Raw genomic sequence first — 17,382 nt, forward strand, 5'->3', positions numbered from 1 at the left:
ATGGCGGCGGGTTTCTCTTTTTTATGTATCTCTGTTGGCAGTTGGGGGCTTAGATCTTGCCGACCAGGTCCAGCGACGGAGCCAGGGTCTTTTCGCCTTCCTTCCACTTGGCCGGGCAGACTTCGTTCGGGTGGCTGGCGGTGTATTGAGCGGCCTTCAGCTTGCGCAGGGTCTCGGACACGTCACGGGCGATTTCGTTGGAGTGGATTTCAACGGTCTTGATGACGCCGTCCGGGTTGATCACGAAGGTGCCGCGCAGGGCCAGGCCTTCTTCAGGGATGTGTACACCGAAGGCATTGGTCAGGGCGTGCGTCGGGTCGCCAACCAGGGGGAACTGGGCTTTGCCGACGGCCGGGGAGGTTTCGTGCCAAACCTTGTGCGAGAAATGGGTGTCGGTGGTGACGATGTACACCTCGGCGCCAGCCTTCTGGAACTCGGCGTAGTTGTTGGCGGCATCTTCGATTTCGGTCGGGCAGTTGAAGGTGAAGGCGGCCGGCATGAAGATCATGACGGACCACTTGCCCTTCAGGCTGGCGTCGGTGACTTCGATGAACTTGCCGTTGTGGAAAGCCTGGGCCTTGAACGGTTGAATCTGGGTGTTGATGAGCGACATTTGTTTTCTCCTGAACGGTTGGGTGTTGAACACGAATTGAATCTTAGGGAAGGTAGTGCTATTGATCTAATTGATTACTTCAATACCGACGATAGCTATGGGAAATATCAGCGCAAACTTCTGTGCGTCAGTGACTTAGTTCAAAAGAACTAACGATTTCCGTGCGTTGGTACTACATTGAATTATCCGTCCGGGCGAAATTGACTCAAATCAATTGAATAACCCTACTATTCGGAGAGATTACGCCCCGTGGTAGCGCTTGCTGCCGTCTGCGTTTCAGGAGGTTGTCGCCCATGAATATTTCCAGTGCCATTTTGCACATTGCACCCACCCGTTTGGCGGAGGCGCGCGATGCTCTGCTGGCGCTTTCCGGTGTGGAAATTCATGCCGAAACCCCGGAAGGAAAAATGGTTGTCGTGCTTGAAGACGACGATCTCGAATCGGCTGCCAATAAATATGTAGCCCTGCATGGTGTTCCCGGCGTCGCAACGGTGGCCATGGTTTATCAGTACAGCGACGACGAATCAGTAGAAACCGAGGAGGTACAGGCGTGAAACTCAATCGACGCGATTTCATCAAGGCCAATGCGGCCGCGGCCGCCATGTCGGCAGCCGGGATGGCAGCTCCGGGGACGGCGCTGGCGCAGGGCGGCAAGGACGACATCCGCTGGGACAAGGCAGCTTGCCGCTTCTGCGGCACTGGCTGCGGCGTGCTGGTCGGCACCCAGGAAGGCCGTGTGGTGGCCACCCAGGGCGACCCGGATGCCCCGGTCAATCGCGGCCTGAACTGCATCAAGGGTTATTTCCTGTCCAAGATCATGTACGGCCAGGATCGCCTGAAGACGCCGATGCTGCGCATGAAGGATGGCAAGTTCGACAAGAATGGCGAGTTCAAGCCGATCTCCTGGAAACAGGCTTTCGACATCATGGAAGAGAAGTGCAAGGCGACGCTGAAGGCCAAGGGCCAGAACGGCATCGCCATGTTCGGCTCGGGCCAATGGACCATCTGGGAAGGCTATGCCGCCTCCAAACTATGGAAGGCCGGTTTCCGCTCCAACAACCTCGACCCCAATGCCCGCCACTGCATGGCTTCCGCCGTGGCCGGCTTCATGCGCACCTTCGGCATCGACGAGCCGATGGGCTGCTATGACGACATCGAGCATGCCGACGCCTTCTTCCTGTGGGGCTCGAACATGGCCGAGATGCATCCGATCCTCTGGACGCGCATCACCGACCGCAAGCTGTCGAACAAGAACGTCAAGGTTGGCGTGCTGTCGACCTTCGAGCATCGTTCCTTCGAACTGGCCGACATCCCGATGGTGTTCAAGCCGAACACCGACCTGGCCATCCTGAACTTCATCTGCCACCACATCATCTCGACCGGCAAGGTGAATCAGGACTTCGTCAGCAAGCACGTCAATTTCAAGAAGGGGGTCACGGATATTGGCTACGGTCTGCGTCCGACCCACGAACTGGAAAAGAAGGCAACCAGCAACGGCTATCCGGGTGAAGACGGCAAACCGAAGGGGGACACCGGCAAGTCCGAGCCAATCACCTTCGACGACTTCAAGAAGTTCGTCTCCGACTACACCGCCGACAAGGTGTCGAAGATTTCCGGCGTGCCGTCCAAGGACCTGATCGCGATGGCCGAGCTGTACGCCGATCCGAAGGTCAAGTGTATTTCCTTCTGGACCATGGGCTTCAACCAGCACACGCGCGGCACGTGGGTCAATAACATGATCTACAACGTGCATCTGCTGGTCGGCAAGATTTCCGAGCCGGGCAATAGTCCGTTCTCGCTGACCGGCCAGCCGTCTGCCTGCGGTACGGCGCGCGAAGTCGGTACCTTTGCGCATCGCCTGCCGGCCGACATGGTCGTCACCAACCCGGATCACCGCAAGCACACCGAGGAAATCTGGCAACTGCCGGAAGGTACGATCAACGACAAGGTCGGTCTGCACGCCGTAGCCATGGCCCGTGCCCTGAAGGACGGCAAGGTCAATTTCTACTGGAACATGTGCAACAACAACATGCAGGCCGGTCCGAACATCAACCAGGAGCTGTACCCGGGTTGGCGCAATCCGGACAACTTCATCGTTGTGTCCGATCCGTACCCGACCGTTTCGGCCATGGCCGCCGACCTCATCCTGCCGACCGCCATGTGGGTCGAGAAGGAAGGCGCCTACGGCAATGCCGAGCGCCGCACCCAGATGTGGCGCCAGCAGGTCAAGGCGCCGGGCGAGGCCCGCTCCGACCTGTGGCAGATCATGGAATTTTCCAAGCGCTTCAAGATGGAAGAAGTCTGGCCGGCCGATCTGCTTGCCAAGGCCCCGAAGTACAAGGGCAAGACGATGTTCGACGTGCTGTACGCCAACGGCGTGGTCAATAAGTACAAGCTGACCGAAACCCAGCCTGGCTTCGACAACGACGATTCCAAGCTGATCGGCTTCTACATCCAGAAGGGTCTGTTCGAGGAATACGCCCACTTCGGTCGCGGCCACGGCCACGATCTGGCGCCGTTCGACATGTACCACCAGGCACGCGGCCTGCGCTGGCCGGTTGTCGAGGGCAAGGAAACCCTGTGGCGCTTCCGCGAAGGCTACGATCCGTACGTCAAGAAGGGCGAAGGCGTCAAATTCTACGGCCACAAGGATGGCAAGGCGGTCATCTTCGCCCTGCCGTACCAGGATCCGCCGGAAATGCCGGATACCGAGTACAACCTGTGGCTGTGTACCGGCCGTGTGCTGGAGCACTGGCATACCGGTTCGATGACCCGCCGCGTACCGGAGTTGTACAAGTCCTTCCCGGACGCCGTTGTCTTTATGCACCCGGACGATGCGCGCGATCGCGGCCTGCAGCGCGGCATGGAGGTCAAGATCGCCTCCCGTCGCGGCGAGGTGACCATGCGCGTCGAAACGCGCGGGCGCAACAAGCCGCCGCGTGGCCTGGTCTTCATTCCGTTCTTCGATGCCGGTCGCCTGGTCAATAAGCTGACGCTGGATGCGACCTGCCCGATTTCCAAGGAAACGGACTACAAGAAGTGCGCGGTCAAGGTGACCAAGGCCTGATACCCGAAACGACAATAACGAACAGCGACCGGCGGCATCTGCCGGTCGCCACTCGGAGGTGAAAAGATGAAATTGATTACCACTCTGGCCTTGGCCGCCGGCATCGCCTTGGGCGGCATCGGCATGGCCAGCGCGCAGGAACTGGTCAACGAAATTGGGGGCGTGACGATCGAGGGTAACTCCAAGGTCAACATGTTCAAGCCCGAGAAGGATCAGTCCAATATCCAGCGCAACTTCCAGAAGCAGCCGCCGCTGATCCCGCACAGTATCAAGGGCTACAACATCACGCAGAACTTCAACAAGTGCATGGACTGCCACTCCCGCGATCGCGCCGAGGAAACCGGCGCCACCAAGGTGGCCAAGTCGCACTACCTCGACCGCGAGGACAACAAGCTGAAGAATATCTCGCCGCGCCGTTACTTCTGCATGCAGTGCCACGTGCCGCAGTTCGATGCCAAGCCGCTGGTCGAGAACACCTATAAACCGGCTACCAAGAAGGGGGAATGATGAGTCTCGAAAAATACACGCCCGCCTGGGTCAAGCGCATCGGCCTGGTCACGGTCCTGCTGATTTTCGTCGGCGGCATCGTTTTCTGGGGCGGCTTCAACTGGGCTCTGGAAGCGACCAACAAGGAATCCTTCTGTATCTCCTGCCACGAAATGGAAGAGAATGTGTTCCGCGAATACCAGAACACGGTGCACTACACCAACCGGACCGGCGTCCGCGCTACCTGCCCGGATTGCCACGTGCCGAAGGAATGGGGCCCGAAGATGATCCGCAAGATGCAGGCTTCCAACGAAGTCCTGCACAAGATACTGGGCAGCGTGAATACGCCGGAGAAGTTCAACAAGAAGCGTCATGAGCTGGCGCAGCATGAGTGGGATCGCATGAAGAAGGCCGATTCCCGCGAGTGCCGCAATTGCCATAACTATTCGTTCATGGACTACACCGAGCAAGGCGACCGTCCGGCCCGCATGCACCCGAAGGCATTTGATGAAGGCAAGACCTGTATCGACTGCCACAAGGGTATCGCCCACCAGTTGCCGCAGATTGACCAGCATATCGGCAAGCAGAACGAGGGCGCGCTGGAGATTTCGCACGGTGACAAGCCGAAGCCGGCCGAGGACGCTGCCGAGAAAAAGTAAGCTTCATCCGTGAGGCATGAAATGGAACCCCGGTCTCGTACCGGGGTTCTTGTTTCAAGGGGGTGAAAACGCGTGTGGTTATTACAAAAAATCGTGTAGAACCCGCTATAAAGCCCCACTGGGCCAACACCTATCCAAAAAGGTATGCTACTTTTACCGTGCTGCCGTCAAGACGGCCAGTTTTCTTAAACGTTAGTAGGTAACAGGAGGCACTTAGATGAATAAATCCGAGCTGGTCGAAGTTGCTGCAAAAGAAGCTGGTATCACCAAGGCTGCTGCCGACAAGGCGTTGTCTGCCATCATCGGCGCGGTGGTCAAGACCGTAACCAAGGGCGAATCCGTTACGCTCGTGGGTTTCGGAACCTTCAAGTCCGCAAAGCGCGCAGCGCGCACCGGCAAGAATCCGAAGACCGGCGCCACGCTCAAAATTCCCGCTACCACGGTACCGAAGTTCTCCGCCGGTACGGCTTTCAAGGCGGCTGTCGCTGCCAAAAAGGCTGCTGCCAAGAAAAAGTGATTTCGGCGCTTTTTAAATGCGGGGTTCGCCTTTGGCGGGCTCCGCTTTTTAGTTTCCAATGAACGATTCCAATCCTGAAAATCCCCCTGAAGACACTCCCGAGAATCAGCCGGTCGTAACGCCGCAGATTGATACTCGCCGTCGTCTGCGCGAATTGCTGTCCGTTCCCGAGCGTGATCGCACCGACGAACAATGGGACGAAATCATCGAGCTGGAAATCCAGCTCGCACCGGGCAATCGCATCTCCGGCAACGAACAGCATGGCGGTGGCGGCAACCAGGGCCGTGGCAACATGCAGCACGGCAAGCAGGGTGGCGGCGGTGGTGGCGGTGGTGGGCAGCAGCAGAAGAAGCATCGCCCGCGCACCAACAACAATCGTCGGCCGCGCCAGAACAAGCCGCAGTCCGGCGGTGGCGGCAACCCGTCCTGATCTGTTTGTATCTGTCCCCTGAACCGGCATAATTGCCGACATGCAGCAGTTTGATCTGATCATTGTGGGCGGTGGCTTGGCCGGCGCCAGTTTGGCGCTTGCGTTGCGGGATGCACGGCTGCGTATCGCGCTGGTGGAAAGTCAGCCGCCGCGCCGCCCTGACGGCTGGGATGCGCGTATTTACGCGATCAGTCCGGCCAACAAGGACTTTCTCGACGCCATCGGCGCCTGGCGCCATCTCGACGAAACCCGCATCGCCCCGATCCGGGCCATGCAGATATTCGGCGACCAGGGCGGCAAGCTGGGTTTTTCCGCGTATGAAACCGGTGTTCCGGAGCTGGGTTGCATCCTCGAATCCTCGTTGATGGCCTGCGAGTTCTGGGAGAGCGTCAAGCGGCAAAGCAATCTGACGCTGTTTTGCCCGGCGCGCCCGGCTTCCCTGGAATGCCGCCACGATGCGGCAGTCCTGCAGCTGACTAACGGCACCGTCTTGGCTGCCCCACTGCTAGTCGGTGCCGACGGTCGCGATTCATGGGTGCGCCAGTCGGCCGGGTTGGCGGCGATCAACACCTCGTACGGCGAGAAGGGCGTGGTGGCCAACTTCAGCACCGGCCAGCCGCATCGCCATTGCGCCTTCCAGTGGTTCCGCGACGATGGCGTGCTGGCCTACCTGCCGCTGCCGGGGAACCGCATTTCCATCGTCTGGTCCACGAATGATGCTCATGCCGACGAATTGTGCACTTTATCCCCGCAGGCTTTCTGCGACCGCGTTGCCGCAGCCGGCGAGCAGGTTCTCGGCGACTTGGAGTTGCTGACCCCGCCGGCCGCTTTCCCGTTGCGCCTGATGCGCGTGCCGCAAACCGTGGCGCCGCGTCTGGCGCTGGTCGGCGATGCGGCGCACGGCATCCACCCGCTGTCCGGTCACGGCATCAATCTCGGTTTTCAGGATGCGCGGGAATTGGCCGGCCTGCTGGCGGCCGCGCAGCCCTGGCAGGACATTGGCGAACAGCGTTTCCTGCAGCGCTATCAACGCGCCCGCCGTGAAGAGACGGTGTTGATGCAGACGACGACCGACAGCTTGCGCCGGCTGTTCAAGGAGTCGTCCCCCGGTTTGCGGCCGTTGCGCAATCTGGGCCTGAATGTGACCAATGGCCTGCCGTTCATCAAGAATGCCCTGGTGCGCTATGCACTCGGTGCGCTTTAGGAGAATTCCATGTTGAAAAAGATGTTGTCCCTGACGTTGGCCATGGCCTGCGCTTCACTGGCCGTCGCCGACGAGGCCGATATCCGCAAGGCCATGGAAGCCAAGCTGGGCACCAAGGTGGAGAGCGTTACCAAGTCGGGCTATCTCGGCTTGTACGAGGTTTTTGCCGACGGCAACATCGTTTATACCGACGAGAAGGCAACGGCGATCATCGTTGGCCCGCTGATCGACGGCAAGACGATGAAAAACGTCACCGAAGAGCGCATGAGGAAACTGACGGCGATCCGATTCAACGAATTGCCGCTGGACCGCGCCATCAAGCAGGTGCGCGGCGACGGCAAGCGGGTGCTGGCGACTTTCGAAGATCCCAATTGCGGCTACTGCAAGCGCCTGGCCAAGGAAATGCTGAAGCTCGACAACGTGACGATCTATACCTTCCTGCTGCCCATCCTGTCCGAGGATTCGGTGCGCAAGTCACGCCAGATCTGGTGTACGGCGGATCGCGCCAAAACCTGGAACGACTGGATGCTCGACGGCAAGGCGCCGGCTGGGCGCGAGGATTGCGACACGTCGGCCATCACGAAGAACCAGGAATTCGGGCGCAAATTGAATATTTCCGGTACGCCGACCCTGTTTTTCGGCGACGGCGAACGCATCCCGGGAGCTGTTCCCCTGGCTCGCATCGAACAAAAGCTGAACCAAGTCAAATGATGGACTGCCGCCACACCGTCGATTGCGGGTGTGGCGGTTCCCGGCAGGGCTGCCCGAAGGGCGGTTCTTGATGAAAAAAGAGGTATTCGGCCAAGCGGTGGGGCGGGCTTTTCGCTCGTCGCAAGTGCGGTTGGTGCTCTTTTTTGTCTTGACGTGGCTGGGGGTTGCGTTCCTGGTGGCCTTTCTGCTGCAGGAAGGGCGTCGCCAGGTCGAGCGCAATGCCGAGGCGGAAGTGGTGGCCGTGTCTGCCTTGCTGGAGACGCGCCTGTCCGGCGCCATCCAGCGTATCCAGGCGGCACTCGAGCATCTGGCGGTGGGTTTGCCGGCTGATGCGTGCAGCCATGCCACGGCGGCAAATTTTCGTGGCAGCGTGGTCCGCGAGTTGGGTTTTCACGCGCGGCAGTTCCCTGAGGTCGATAGCTTCCGCATACTCGATGCACAGGGCGTGCTTCTCTATGCCTCGAAAGGCCGTGCCGAAGGTGTCGACTTCAGCGATCGCAGTTATTTCAAGGCCTTTGCGCACGGAGCGGGGAATGGTCTTTTCTTTTCCGAGGTGCAGACCGACCGCCTGACCAACCGGCCGGTGCTTAACGTGGCGGTTCCGGTTCGCGACGAGGCCGGTGGTTTGCGCGCGCTGATCGTTGCCCAACTCGATCTGGCCTATCTGTCGTCCTGGTTCGAGAGTGTCGGCGTCGGGGTCAATGGCGCGGTCTCGTTGCGGCGCACGGAGGACGGCGGGGTGGTCTTGCGCCGGCCCTTCGTGTCAGCCGCGGCCAACAAGCCCGTGCTCCATAATGCACTGCAGGAGCAGATCGAAGCCGGGGTCCGCTCGGGAACGATACGCCTGTGGGCGGCGGTTGACGGTGTCGAGCGCATCTATGGCTTTCGCCGCCTGGGCGACTATCCGTTTTACGTGACCGCCGGGCGGGCCAGCGTGGATTATCTGGCCGACTGGCGGCATACCGCCTGGCTGGCCGCGGTGGCGGGTTTGCTGCTCTTCCTGGCCTTGTCGCTGGTTCTCATCCGCGTCTTGCGCGCCGGCGGGCGGGAGGCGGCGACGGCGGGGCGTTTGCGCGAAAGCGAGGCGCGTTACCGCATGCTGGCCGACAACAGCCACGACGTGATCTGGACCATCGATATTCCGACCCGTTGTTATACCTATGTCAGTCCGTCGGTCGGCGAAATGACTGGCTATACGCCAGAAGAAGTCGTCGGGCAGCCATTCGACGCCCGGCTGACGCCGGATTCGGCCACCCGGCTGGCGCGCGAAATCGACCTCGGCCTGCGCCGCATTGCGTCTGGCGACCGTGCGGGGAGTGTACTGGTCAGCGAATTCGAGCAGATTTGCAAGGACGGGACGCAGATATCGACCGAGGTGGTGTCCAGTTACCTGCTCGACGCCGACGGCGTGGCGCGCACCATCCTCGGCATCACCCGCAATATCAGCGAGCGCAAGGCGGCCGAGCGCGCCTTGAAGGAAAGCAATCGGCAGCTGCATGCGCGGATCGAGGAAATCGGGCGCCTGCAGGTGGCGTTGCAGGAACTGGCCGTGCGCGACAGCCTGACCGGCCTGTACAACCGGCGCTATCTCGACGAGACGCTGGATCGTGAAGTGTCGCGCGCCCGGCGCGAAGGCAATCCCTTGTCGCTGGTCATGCTCGATATCGATTATTTCAAGCGGGTCAACGACACCTACGGCCACCAGGTCGGCGACGAGGTGCTGCGCACGCTGGCGGCGACGCTGTCGGCCGACATTCGGGCCGAGGACGTGGCGTGCCGCTATGGCGGCGAGGAGTTCCTGATCCTGCTGCCGAACATGCCGCTCGACGTTGCCATGCTGCGGGCCGAGGCGTGGCGGGCGGCGGTCGAGCGGCTGTCAATCGCCCACGGCAATTTCCAACTGACCTTCACCATTTCCCTTGGCGTTTCCGCCTATCCCGATCACGGCAAGACGCCCGACGATCTGACCCGCTGCGCCGACCAGGCGCTCTACCAGGCCAAGCACGAAGGTCGTAACCGGGTCTCAATTCACTGCGACTGAGCGGCGGCCGGATTCTCCGGTGCTCCGCCAAATTTTCCCCGCCTAGCCTCCACTTTTTACCACGCCGGCATGCTGGCGTCGTGCTGACTTTTGACTTCGATCAACTCCTGATAAGTCACTTTAAGTGTTGATTTTCGTGCCTTGATTTTTAAGGAAAAATTTTCAATAAAATGACTATTGAAAGTGCGCGTAAGTCCTTGTTGCGTAAGAAAAAATTCGCGATTCCACTATTGACGGAGGGGGTTTGTTGTTTTAAAGTGGGTAAACGTGTTGAAAAGTGGGTAAACGGGGAGCGAGACGAGGGATGTTCGAAGGGGCTGCGGCACTTAATCTGGATGCGAAAGGGCGGCTTGCCATTCCGGCAAGACATCGCGAAGCCCTGCTCGCCGCCAGCGAGGGCTCGCTCGTCCTGACGGCGCATCCGCATCGCTGCCTGCTGCTTTACCCGTCGCCGGCCTGGGCGCCGATTCGCGACCAGATTCTCAAGGCGTCCAGCCTCGATCCGCGTGCCGCATCGATCAAGCGGGTGCTGGTCGGTAATGCGCGTACCGAGGAGCCGGATTCGGCCGGCCGCATTCTGGTTGCGCCGGAGCTGCGCGAATACGCACAGCTCGAAAAGACCGTCTACCTGGTCGGCATGGGTTCGCACTTCGAAATCTGGAGCGAGGCCGGCTGGAAGCAGCAGAACGACCTGGCGGCGGAGGCCCTGTCGGGCGACATGCCGCCCGGCTTCGGAGACCTGGTGCTGTGACGAAGGGCGGCGCCCACGTCACGGTGCTGCTCGATGAGGCGGTAGAGTCCCTGGCGATCAAGGCTGACGGCGTTTACGTCGATGCTACGTTCGGCCGCGGCGGCCACAGTCGCCGCATCCTTTCTGTTCTGAATGAGCGGGGGCGCCTGGTGGCGCTCGACCGCGACCCGCAGGCGATTGCCGCGGGCGAGGCGATTGACGATTCCCGTTTCCTGTTGGTGCATCGCGCCTTTGGCGAATTGGCCGAGGCGGCGCAAGAGGCCGGGATTTCGGGGGTCGATGGGGTTTTGTTTGATGTGGGGGTGTCGTCGCCGCAAATCGACGACGGGGAACGCGGCTTCAGCTTTCGCTACGACGCGCCGCTCGACATGCGTATGGATACCACGCAGGGCGAGACGGCGGCCGAGTGGCTGGCGCGGGCCGAGGTGAGAGACATAACGGAGGTCATTAGAAACTATGGCGAAGAACGGTTTGCTTTCCAGATTGCAAAGAAGGTTGTGGCTGCTCGGGTCGAACAACCTATTGTCACAACAGGTCAGTTCGCGGCCCTCGTACGCGAGGCCGTGCGCACCCGTGAACCAGGGCAGGACCCGGCGACGCGCAGCTTTCAAGCTCTACGGATTCATATCAACCAAGAGCTCCGCCAGCTGGAGATAGCCCTGCCGCAGGCGCTCGACCTGCTCAAGCCGGGTGGCCGTCTGGCCGTGATTTCCTTCCACTCGCTCGAGGACCGCATCGTCAAGAATTTCATGCGCGCGCAAGCGACGCCGGATGCCCTGCCCAAGAACCTGCCCTTGCGTGCCGATCAATTGCCGAAACCCAAGCTCCGCCTGGTCGGCAAGGCGATCAAGCCGAGTGCGGCTGAGATCGAGGCCAATCCGCGGGCACGCAGTGCAGTGATGCGCGTGGCCGAGAAGCTGTGATGCTGCGTTTCAATATGATCCTTCTCCTGATCGTCGTCGTTTGTGCGCTGGGTGCGGTGACCTCCCAGCACCGGGCGCGCAAGCTGTTCCAGGCGTTGGAGGCGGAGCAGGAGCGGGCGCGTCAGCTCGATATCGAGTACGGCCAGCTGCAGCTTGAAATGTCGACCTGGGCGAACCATCCGCGTATCGAAAAAATTGCCCGCGACCGGCTGCGCATGGTCGCTCCGGATGCCTTGGGCCGTGTCGTGCAGGCACCGGTCGTGGCCAAGAAGGGGGGGCGCTGATGGTGGTTCGGCGTCGTCCGCAGCGCGGTCACCGCTTCACCGAGAGTCCGGTCTTGCAGCTGGCCCTGCAGGGCTGGCGTTCGCGCATGGTCGGCCTGCTGCTGATGGGGGCTTTCCTCGCCCTGGTGGCGCGCGGCTTCTACCTGCAGGTGATCAATAACGATTTCCTGCAGCAGAAGGGCGATTCGCGCTATCTGCGCGACATCGAGATTTCCGCCTCGCGTGGCAAGGTCATCGACCGCAATGGCGACCTGCTGGCCGTGTCCACGCCGATGAAGACCATCTGGGCGATTCCGGGCGATGCGCGGACCATGACCGCGCCGCAGAAGGGTCAGCTGGCCGAGTTGCTCGGCATCAGCGTGCGCGAGCTGGATGGCAAGATCGCCACCGAGAAGACCTTCACCTTCATCAAGCGCCAGGTGTCGCCGGAAACGGCCGATCGCATCGCCGCGCTGAAATTCCCCGGCGTGCATCAGGAGCGCGAATACCGCCGCTTCTATCCGACCGGCGACATGACGGCGCATATCGTCGGTTTCACCGGCGTCGACGACAAGGGGCTGGAGGGCGTTGAACTGGCCTTCCAGAACAGCCTGCTCGGCCGCTCGGGCAGCCGCACGGTGATCCGCGATCGGCGCGGCAATATCGTTGAGGACGTCGGGGCCACCAAGCCGCCGCAGGATGGCAAGGATGTCCGTCTGGCGCTCGATTCCAAGATCCAGTACCTGGCCTACAGCCAGTTGAAGGAAGCGATCGAGAAACACAGCGCCAAGGCAGGCGGGGCGGTGGTCATCGATGCGCGTAATGGCGAAATCCTGGCTTTGGCCAACTGGCCGACCTACAACCCGAACAACCGGGAAAAGCTGTCCGGCGCCCAGTTGCGCAACCGGGCGATCACCGACACCTACGAGCCGGGTTCGGTGATGAAGCCGTTTACGGCCGCCCTGGCGCTGGAAAAGGGTAAGGTCCGCTTCGACACCATCATCAATTGCGCCCCGGGCAAGATGAGTATCGGCCCGGCCACTATTTCGGATGCCCACCCCCACGGCGCGTTGACCGTGGCGCAGGTCATTCAAAAGTCGTCGAACGTCGGCACCGCCAAGATCGCCTTGGGTTTTTCGCCCAAGGAAATGTGGGACCTGTTCGACAGCGTTGGCTTCGGCCAGGCGCCGAATCTCGGCTTCCCGGGCGAAGTGAATGGCCGCCTGCGGCCGTGGAAGAACTGGCGCCCGATCGAGCAGGCGACCATGTCCTACGGCCACGGCATCGCCGTCAGCCTGATCCAGATGGCACGGGCCTATACGGTATTTGCCCGCGACGGCGAATTGATGCCTTTGTCGCTGGTCAAAATTGAAGACGCACCGCCGCACGGCACCCGTGTCTTTTCGCCGCAGACCGCCCGCGAACTGCGCGCCATGCTGGAAATGGCGGCCGGCCCGGAGGGCACTGCCCCGAAGGCGCGCGTCCCGGGTTACCGCGTCGGCGGCAAGACCGGTACGGCGTACAAGATCGAGGGCGGCGTCTATGCCCGGAAATACGTGGCGTCCTTCGTCGGCATCGCGCCGATCAGCGAGCCGCGCCTGGTGGTGGCGGTGATGATTGACGAACCCACCGCCGGCGGTCACTTCGGCGGCGACGTGGCCGGCCCGGTCTTCTCGCAGATCATGGGCGGCGCCCTGCGCACCCTGGGCATCGCGCCGGATGCGCCGATCCAGGTGGCGGCGAGCGACGCCGAGAAAGGCAAGCTATGAGCACGCCGCGCGAAATTCTCGACCGCCTGGAAGCGCTTGGCGTCGTGGTGAGCGGCGTGGCCGACGACAGCCGCCAAGTGCGGCCGGGCGACCTGTTCCTGGCCTACCCCGGCGATCTGGCCGACGGCCGTCGCTACATCGCCGATGCCCTGGCCAAGGGCGCTGTCGCCCTGCTCTGGCAGCCGGGCGGCGATTTCGTCTGGAATGCCGAGTGGGCCGTCCCCAACCTGTCGCATGCCGCGCTGCGCCCGCTGGCCGGGCCGCTGGCTCATGCCGTCTATGGCCATCCCAGCGAGGCCCTGTCGCTGATCGCCATCACCGGCACCAACGGCAAGACCACCATCAGCCAGTGCCTGGCCCGCGCCTACCCCAAGCCCTGCGCCATCATCGGCACGCTGGGCGCCGGCTTCCCGGACGCGATGGCGGAAACCGGCTTCACGACGCCGGAAGCGACGACGCTGATGCGCTACCTGGCCGAATTCCGCAGCCAGCACGCGGCCGCCTGCGCCCTGGAAGCCAGCTCGATCGGCATCGAGGAGGGGCGCATGAACGGCGCCCGCGTCGATGTCGCGGTATTCACCAATTTCACCCGCGACCATCTTGACTACCACGGCACGATGGAAGCCTATGCCGCGGCCAAGGAAAAGCTGTTCCACTGGCCGCGCCTGCGCACCGCCATCGTCAATGTGGACGACGAGTTCGGCTGCCAGTTGATGCGCAGCACCTCGGCCATGCGCGTCCTCGGCTACAGCATCGGCGAGGCGCGCCGCGATTTCCATGCCGTCGTGCGCGCCGAGGAACTGGTCGACACTCCCTTCGGTCAACGTTTCAACCTGGTTCTGCCCAATGGCCGGGCTGTGGTCGATACGGCGCTGGTCGGCCGCTACAACGTGTCCAACCTGCTGGCGATTGCCGCCGTGCTGTTCGATGCCGGCCTGCCGGCGGCCGACGTGGCGCTGCGCCTGTCGGAACTGACGCCGCCACCGGGACGCATGGAGCGGGTGGGCGGCAACGGCGAGCCGCTGGTCGTCATCGACTACGCGCACACGCCGGATGCCCTGGAAAACGCCCTGCTTGCCCTGCGCGACGTGGCGACGCCGCGCGGCGGCCGCCTCAGCGTGGTCTTCGGCTGCGGCGGCGACCGCGACCGCGGCAAGCGTCCGCAGATGGGCGGCGTCGCCGAGCGTTGCGCCGACCGCGTGCTGGTGACCAGCGACAACCCGCGCAGTGAGGAGCCGCAGGCCATCATCGACGAAATTGTCGCCGGCATGACGCATGCCGAAACCGTGGTCGACCGCGCCGCGGCTATCCGCCAGGCGGTGCTCGAGGCTGATGCGCAGGACGTGATCCTGCTCGCCGGCAAGGGACACGAACCGTATCAGGACATGGGCGGCGTCCGTCTGCCCTTCTCCGATGTCGAACAGGCCGCAGCGGCATTGACCCTGCGCCGCAACAGAGTGGAGGACGCGGCATGAACTGGCTGCTGTCGCAAGTCGCAAACGCCGTACAGGGGCGTCTGGTGGGCGCCGATGTAGCGCTCGCCGGCATCACGACCGATACCCGGGCGATTACTCCGGGGGCCTTGTTCATCGCCCTGGCCGGCGAGCGTTTCGATGCGCACGATTTCCTGACCCAGGCCCTGGCCAGTGGCGCCGCCGCCGTGCTGGTGTCGGATGAAGCCAAGGTGCCGGCCGGCGCTTCGGCGGTGGTGGTAGCCGATACCCGCCTGGCCCTGGGCCGTCTGGCCGCCGCCTGGCGCGCCCAGTTCGACCTGCCGGTCATTGCCGTCACCGGCTCCAACGGCAAGACGACGACCAAGGAAATGATCGCCGCCATCCTCAAGGCAGCCTTCGGCGCGGCCGTGCTGTCCACCCGCGGCAACCTGAACAACGACATCGGCCTGCCGCTGACCCTGCTCGGCCTGAGTGCTTCGCATCGCGCCGCGGTGATCGAGATGGGCATGAACCATCCGGGCGAAATCGGCTATCTGGCCCCCATCGGCGCGCCGACCGTGGCGCTGCTCACCAATGCCCAGCGCGCCCACCTCGAAGGGATGGGCGATCTGGACGAAGTGGCACGCGAGAAGGGTTCCATCTTCAACGGCCTGCCGGCCGACGGCGTAGCGGTGATCAACGCCGACGACGCTTATGCCGCCGCCTGGCGCGGCATGGCCGGCGGACGTCCGGTGCGCACCTTCGCCGTCGACGGCGCCGCCGATGTGGTCGGTGTCGTGCACCAGCACGGCCTGGAAACCGAACTCGAACTGCAGGCGCCGGAAGGCGTCGCCACCGTGAAGCTGCGCATCCCCGGCCGGCACAACGCGCGCAATGCCGTGGCCGCCGCTGCCGCCTGCCTGGCGGCCGGTGTCGGGCTGGCCGCCGTGGTCGAAGGCCTGGCGGCCTTCTCCGGCGTCAAGGGCCGCCTGCAGCGCCGCGCCGGCAAGCAGGGCGCCGAGATACTCGACGATACCTACAACGCCAACCCGGATTCGGTGCGCGCCGGCATCGACGTGCTGGCCTCGACCATTGGCCGCAAGCTGCTGGTGCTCGGTGATATGGGCGAAATCGGCGAAGCCAGCGGGCAGTACCACGACGAGATCGGCGGCTACGCCAAGAGCCAGGGCATCGATCGCCTGTTCGCGCTGGGCGACACGTCGCAGTTGGCCGTGCGCAACTTCGGCGAGGGGGCACGGCACTTCTGCAATGTCGACAAGCTGATCGCCGCCGTCGACAAGGAATTGGGCCCCGACACCACCGTGCTGGTCAAGGGCTCGCGCTTCATGAAAATGGAACGGGTGGCCGATGCACTGGCAGCACCCGTCGCTCCCGAGGAGAAAAACTGATGCTGCTGGCTCTTGCCCAATGGCTCGCCCAGGACGTTCGCTTCTTCAACGTCTTCAACTACATCACGCTGCGCGCCGTGCTGGCGGCGATGACGGCGCTGCTCATTTCGCTGGCCGCCGGGCCGCGCGTCATCCGCTGGCTGGCCGCCAAGAAGATCGGGCAGGCGGTGCGCACCGACGGGCCGCAGACCCACCTCGTCAAGTCCGGGACGCCGACCATGGGCGGCGTGCTCATCCTCATCGCCATCGGCATCACCACGCTGCTGTGGGGCGACCTGACCAACAAGTACGTGTGGACCGTGCTGGTCGTCACGCTGGGTTACGGCATCGTCGGCTGGTACGACGACTGGAAGAAGGTGGTCTACCGTGACCCGAACGGCCTGGCCAGCCGCTGGAAGTTCTTCTGGCAGTCGGTGCTCGGCATCGGCGCCGCGCTGTTCATCGCCTTCTCGGCCAAGAGCCCGGCGCAGACCGAACTGATCATCCCCTTCATCAAGACCATCAGCTACCCGCTCGGTGTCGTCGGCTTCATCACCCTGACTTACTTTGTGATTGTCGGCACCAGCAATGCGGTCAACCTGACCGATGGCCTGGACGGCCTGGCGATCATGCCGACCGTCATGATCGCCTCGGCCTTCGCGCTGATCGCCTACGTCACCGGCCACGCGGTGTATGCCAAGTACCTGCTCATTCCCTACGTGCCGGGGGCCGGCGAACTGTGCATCCTGCTCGGCGCCATCGCCGGGGCGGGTCTCGGCTTCCTGTGGTTCAACGCCTACCCGGCCGAAGTGTTCATGGGCGACGTCGGCGCGCTGGCGCTCGGCGCGGCGCTCGGCACCATCGCCGTCATCGTCCGCCAGGAAATCGTGCTGCTCATCATGGGCGGCGTCTTCGTCATCGAAACCCTGTCGGTGATGCTGCAGGTCAGCTACTTCAAATACACCAAGAAGAAGTACGGCGAGGGGCGGCGCATCCTGCGCATGGCGCCGCTGCACCACCACTTCGAACAGACCGGCTGGAAGGAGACGCAGGTCGTCGTCCGCTTCTGGATCATCACCATCATGCTCGTGCTGATCGGGCTGTCTACCCTGAAGCTGCGCTGAACA

At 62.7% G+C, this 17,382-nt stretch carries 17 protein-coding genes; 16 read left to right on the forward strand and 1 reads right to left on the reverse strand.

The features are described from left to right. Positions 1-49: 49 nt before the first annotated feature. Positions 50-613 carry an alkyl hydroperoxide reductase subunit C gene (gene ahpC, locus LZ012_RS05730; RefSeq protein ID WP_275708484.1) on the reverse strand — a complete coding sequence of 188 codons (564 nt, stop codon included), beginning with the start codon at positions 611-613 and terminating at the stop codon, positions 50-52. A 293-nt stretch (positions 614-906) separates the two neighbouring features. Here ahpC and LZ012_RS05735 point away from each other — a divergent pair, with 293 nt between their 5' ends. The 16 genes from LZ012_RS05735 (at position 907) to mraY (ending at position 17,379) form a co-directional block, all read left to right on the forward strand. Beyond that, entirely contained in the window at positions 907-1,167 is a 261-nt protein-coding gene (locus tag LZ012_RS05735; protein WP_275708486.1) for a chaperone NapD, read from the forward strand. Continuing rightward, positions 1,164-3,680, forward strand: coding sequence for a nitrate reductase catalytic subunit NapA (gene napA, locus LZ012_RS05740; RefSeq protein ID WP_275708488.1), 2,517 nt, complete (start codon positions 1,164-1,166; stop codon positions 3,678-3,680). Before LZ012_RS05735 ends, napA begins: the two co-directional genes overlap by 4 nt. Positions 3,681-3,746: 66 nt before the next feature. After that, positions 3,747-4,187, forward strand: a complete 441-nt coding sequence (locus LZ012_RS05745; protein WP_275708490.1) for a nitrate reductase cytochrome c-type subunit — start codon at positions 3,747-3,749, stop codon at positions 4,185-4,187. After that, positions 4,187-4,825, forward strand: coding sequence for a NapC/NirT family cytochrome c (locus tag LZ012_RS05750; protein WP_275709635.1), 639 nt, complete (start codon positions 4,187-4,189; stop codon positions 4,823-4,825). Before LZ012_RS05745 ends, LZ012_RS05750 begins: the two co-directional genes overlap by 1 nt. A 217-nt stretch (positions 4,826-5,042) precedes the next feature. Then, a complete protein-coding gene (locus tag LZ012_RS05755; RefSeq protein WP_275708492.1) occupies positions 5,043-5,342 on the forward strand; it encodes an HU family DNA-binding protein in 300 nt (99 codons plus the stop codon). A gap of 58 nt (positions 5,343-5,400) precedes the next feature. Beyond that, positions 5,401-5,772: a hypothetical protein gene (locus tag LZ012_RS05760; RefSeq protein ID WP_275708494.1), complete on the forward strand. Its 372-nt coding sequence runs from the start codon at positions 5,401-5,403 to the stop codon at positions 5,770-5,772. 40 nt (positions 5,773-5,812) lie between these two features. Next, complete coding sequence (locus tag LZ012_RS05765) at positions 5,813-6,976, forward strand: UbiH/UbiF family hydroxylase (protein WP_275708497.1); 1,164 nt, start codon at positions 5,813-5,815, stop codon at positions 6,974-6,976. Positions 6,977-6,985: 9 nt separating this feature from the next. Continuing rightward, a complete protein-coding gene (locus LZ012_RS05770; RefSeq protein ID WP_275708499.1) occupies positions 6,986-7,687 on the forward strand; it encodes a DsbC family protein in 702 nt (233 codons plus the stop codon). A gap of 175 nt (positions 7,688-7,862) precedes the next feature. Next, positions 7,863-9,728, forward strand: coding sequence for a diguanylate cyclase (locus LZ012_RS05775; RefSeq protein WP_275708501.1), 1,866 nt, complete (start codon positions 7,863-7,865; stop codon positions 9,726-9,728). 304 nt (positions 9,729-10,032) lie between these two features. Beyond that, positions 10,033-10,479 carry a division/cell wall cluster transcriptional repressor MraZ gene (mraZ, locus tag LZ012_RS05780; protein WP_275708503.1) on the forward strand — a complete coding sequence of 149 codons (447 nt, stop codon included), beginning with the start codon at positions 10,033-10,035 and terminating at the stop codon, positions 10,477-10,479. After that, positions 10,476-11,402 (forward strand): 16S rRNA (cytosine(1402)-N(4))-methyltransferase RsmH, encoded by a 927-nt coding sequence (gene rsmH, locus LZ012_RS05785; RefSeq protein ID WP_275708505.1) that lies wholly within the window; start codon positions 10,476-10,478, stop codon positions 11,400-11,402. The genes mraZ and rsmH overlap by 4 nt, the downstream gene beginning before the upstream one ends. Next, the gene (gene ftsL, locus LZ012_RS05790) at positions 11,402-11,686 is read left to right on the forward strand and encodes a cell division protein FtsL (protein ID WP_275708507.1); all 285 of its coding nucleotides are present in this window, start codon (positions 11,402-11,404) and stop codon (positions 11,684-11,686) included. Before rsmH ends, ftsL begins: the two co-directional genes overlap by 1 nt. Further along, positions 11,686-13,434: a peptidoglycan D,D-transpeptidase FtsI family protein gene (locus tag LZ012_RS05795; protein ID WP_275708509.1), complete on the forward strand. Its 1,749-nt coding sequence runs from the start codon at positions 11,686-11,688 to the stop codon at positions 13,432-13,434. The genes ftsL and LZ012_RS05795 overlap by 1 nt, the downstream gene beginning before the upstream one ends. Beyond that, positions 13,431-14,909: a UDP-N-acetylmuramoyl-L-alanyl-D-glutamate--2,6-diaminopimelate ligase gene (locus tag LZ012_RS05800; protein ID WP_275708511.1), complete on the forward strand. Its 1,479-nt coding sequence runs from the start codon at positions 13,431-13,433 to the stop codon at positions 14,907-14,909. The genes LZ012_RS05795 and LZ012_RS05800 overlap by 4 nt, the downstream gene beginning before the upstream one ends. Then, entirely contained in the window at positions 14,906-16,276 is a 1,371-nt protein-coding gene (locus LZ012_RS05805) for a UDP-N-acetylmuramoyl-tripeptide--D-alanyl-D-alanine ligase (RefSeq protein ID WP_275708513.1), read from the forward strand. The genes LZ012_RS05800 and LZ012_RS05805 overlap by 4 nt, the downstream gene beginning before the upstream one ends. After that, entirely contained in the window at positions 16,276-17,379 is a 1,104-nt protein-coding gene (gene mraY / locus LZ012_RS05810) for a phospho-N-acetylmuramoyl-pentapeptide-transferase (protein WP_275708516.1), read from the forward strand. The genes LZ012_RS05805 and mraY overlap by 1 nt, the downstream gene beginning before the upstream one ends. Positions 17,380-17,382: the final 3 nt, after the last annotated feature.

Source organism: Dechloromonas hankyongensis (genome assembly GCF_022012295.1).
In the GTDB taxonomy this organism is placed as follows: Bacteria; Pseudomonadota; Gammaproteobacteria; order Burkholderiales; family Rhodocyclaceae; genus Azonexus; species Azonexus hankyongensis.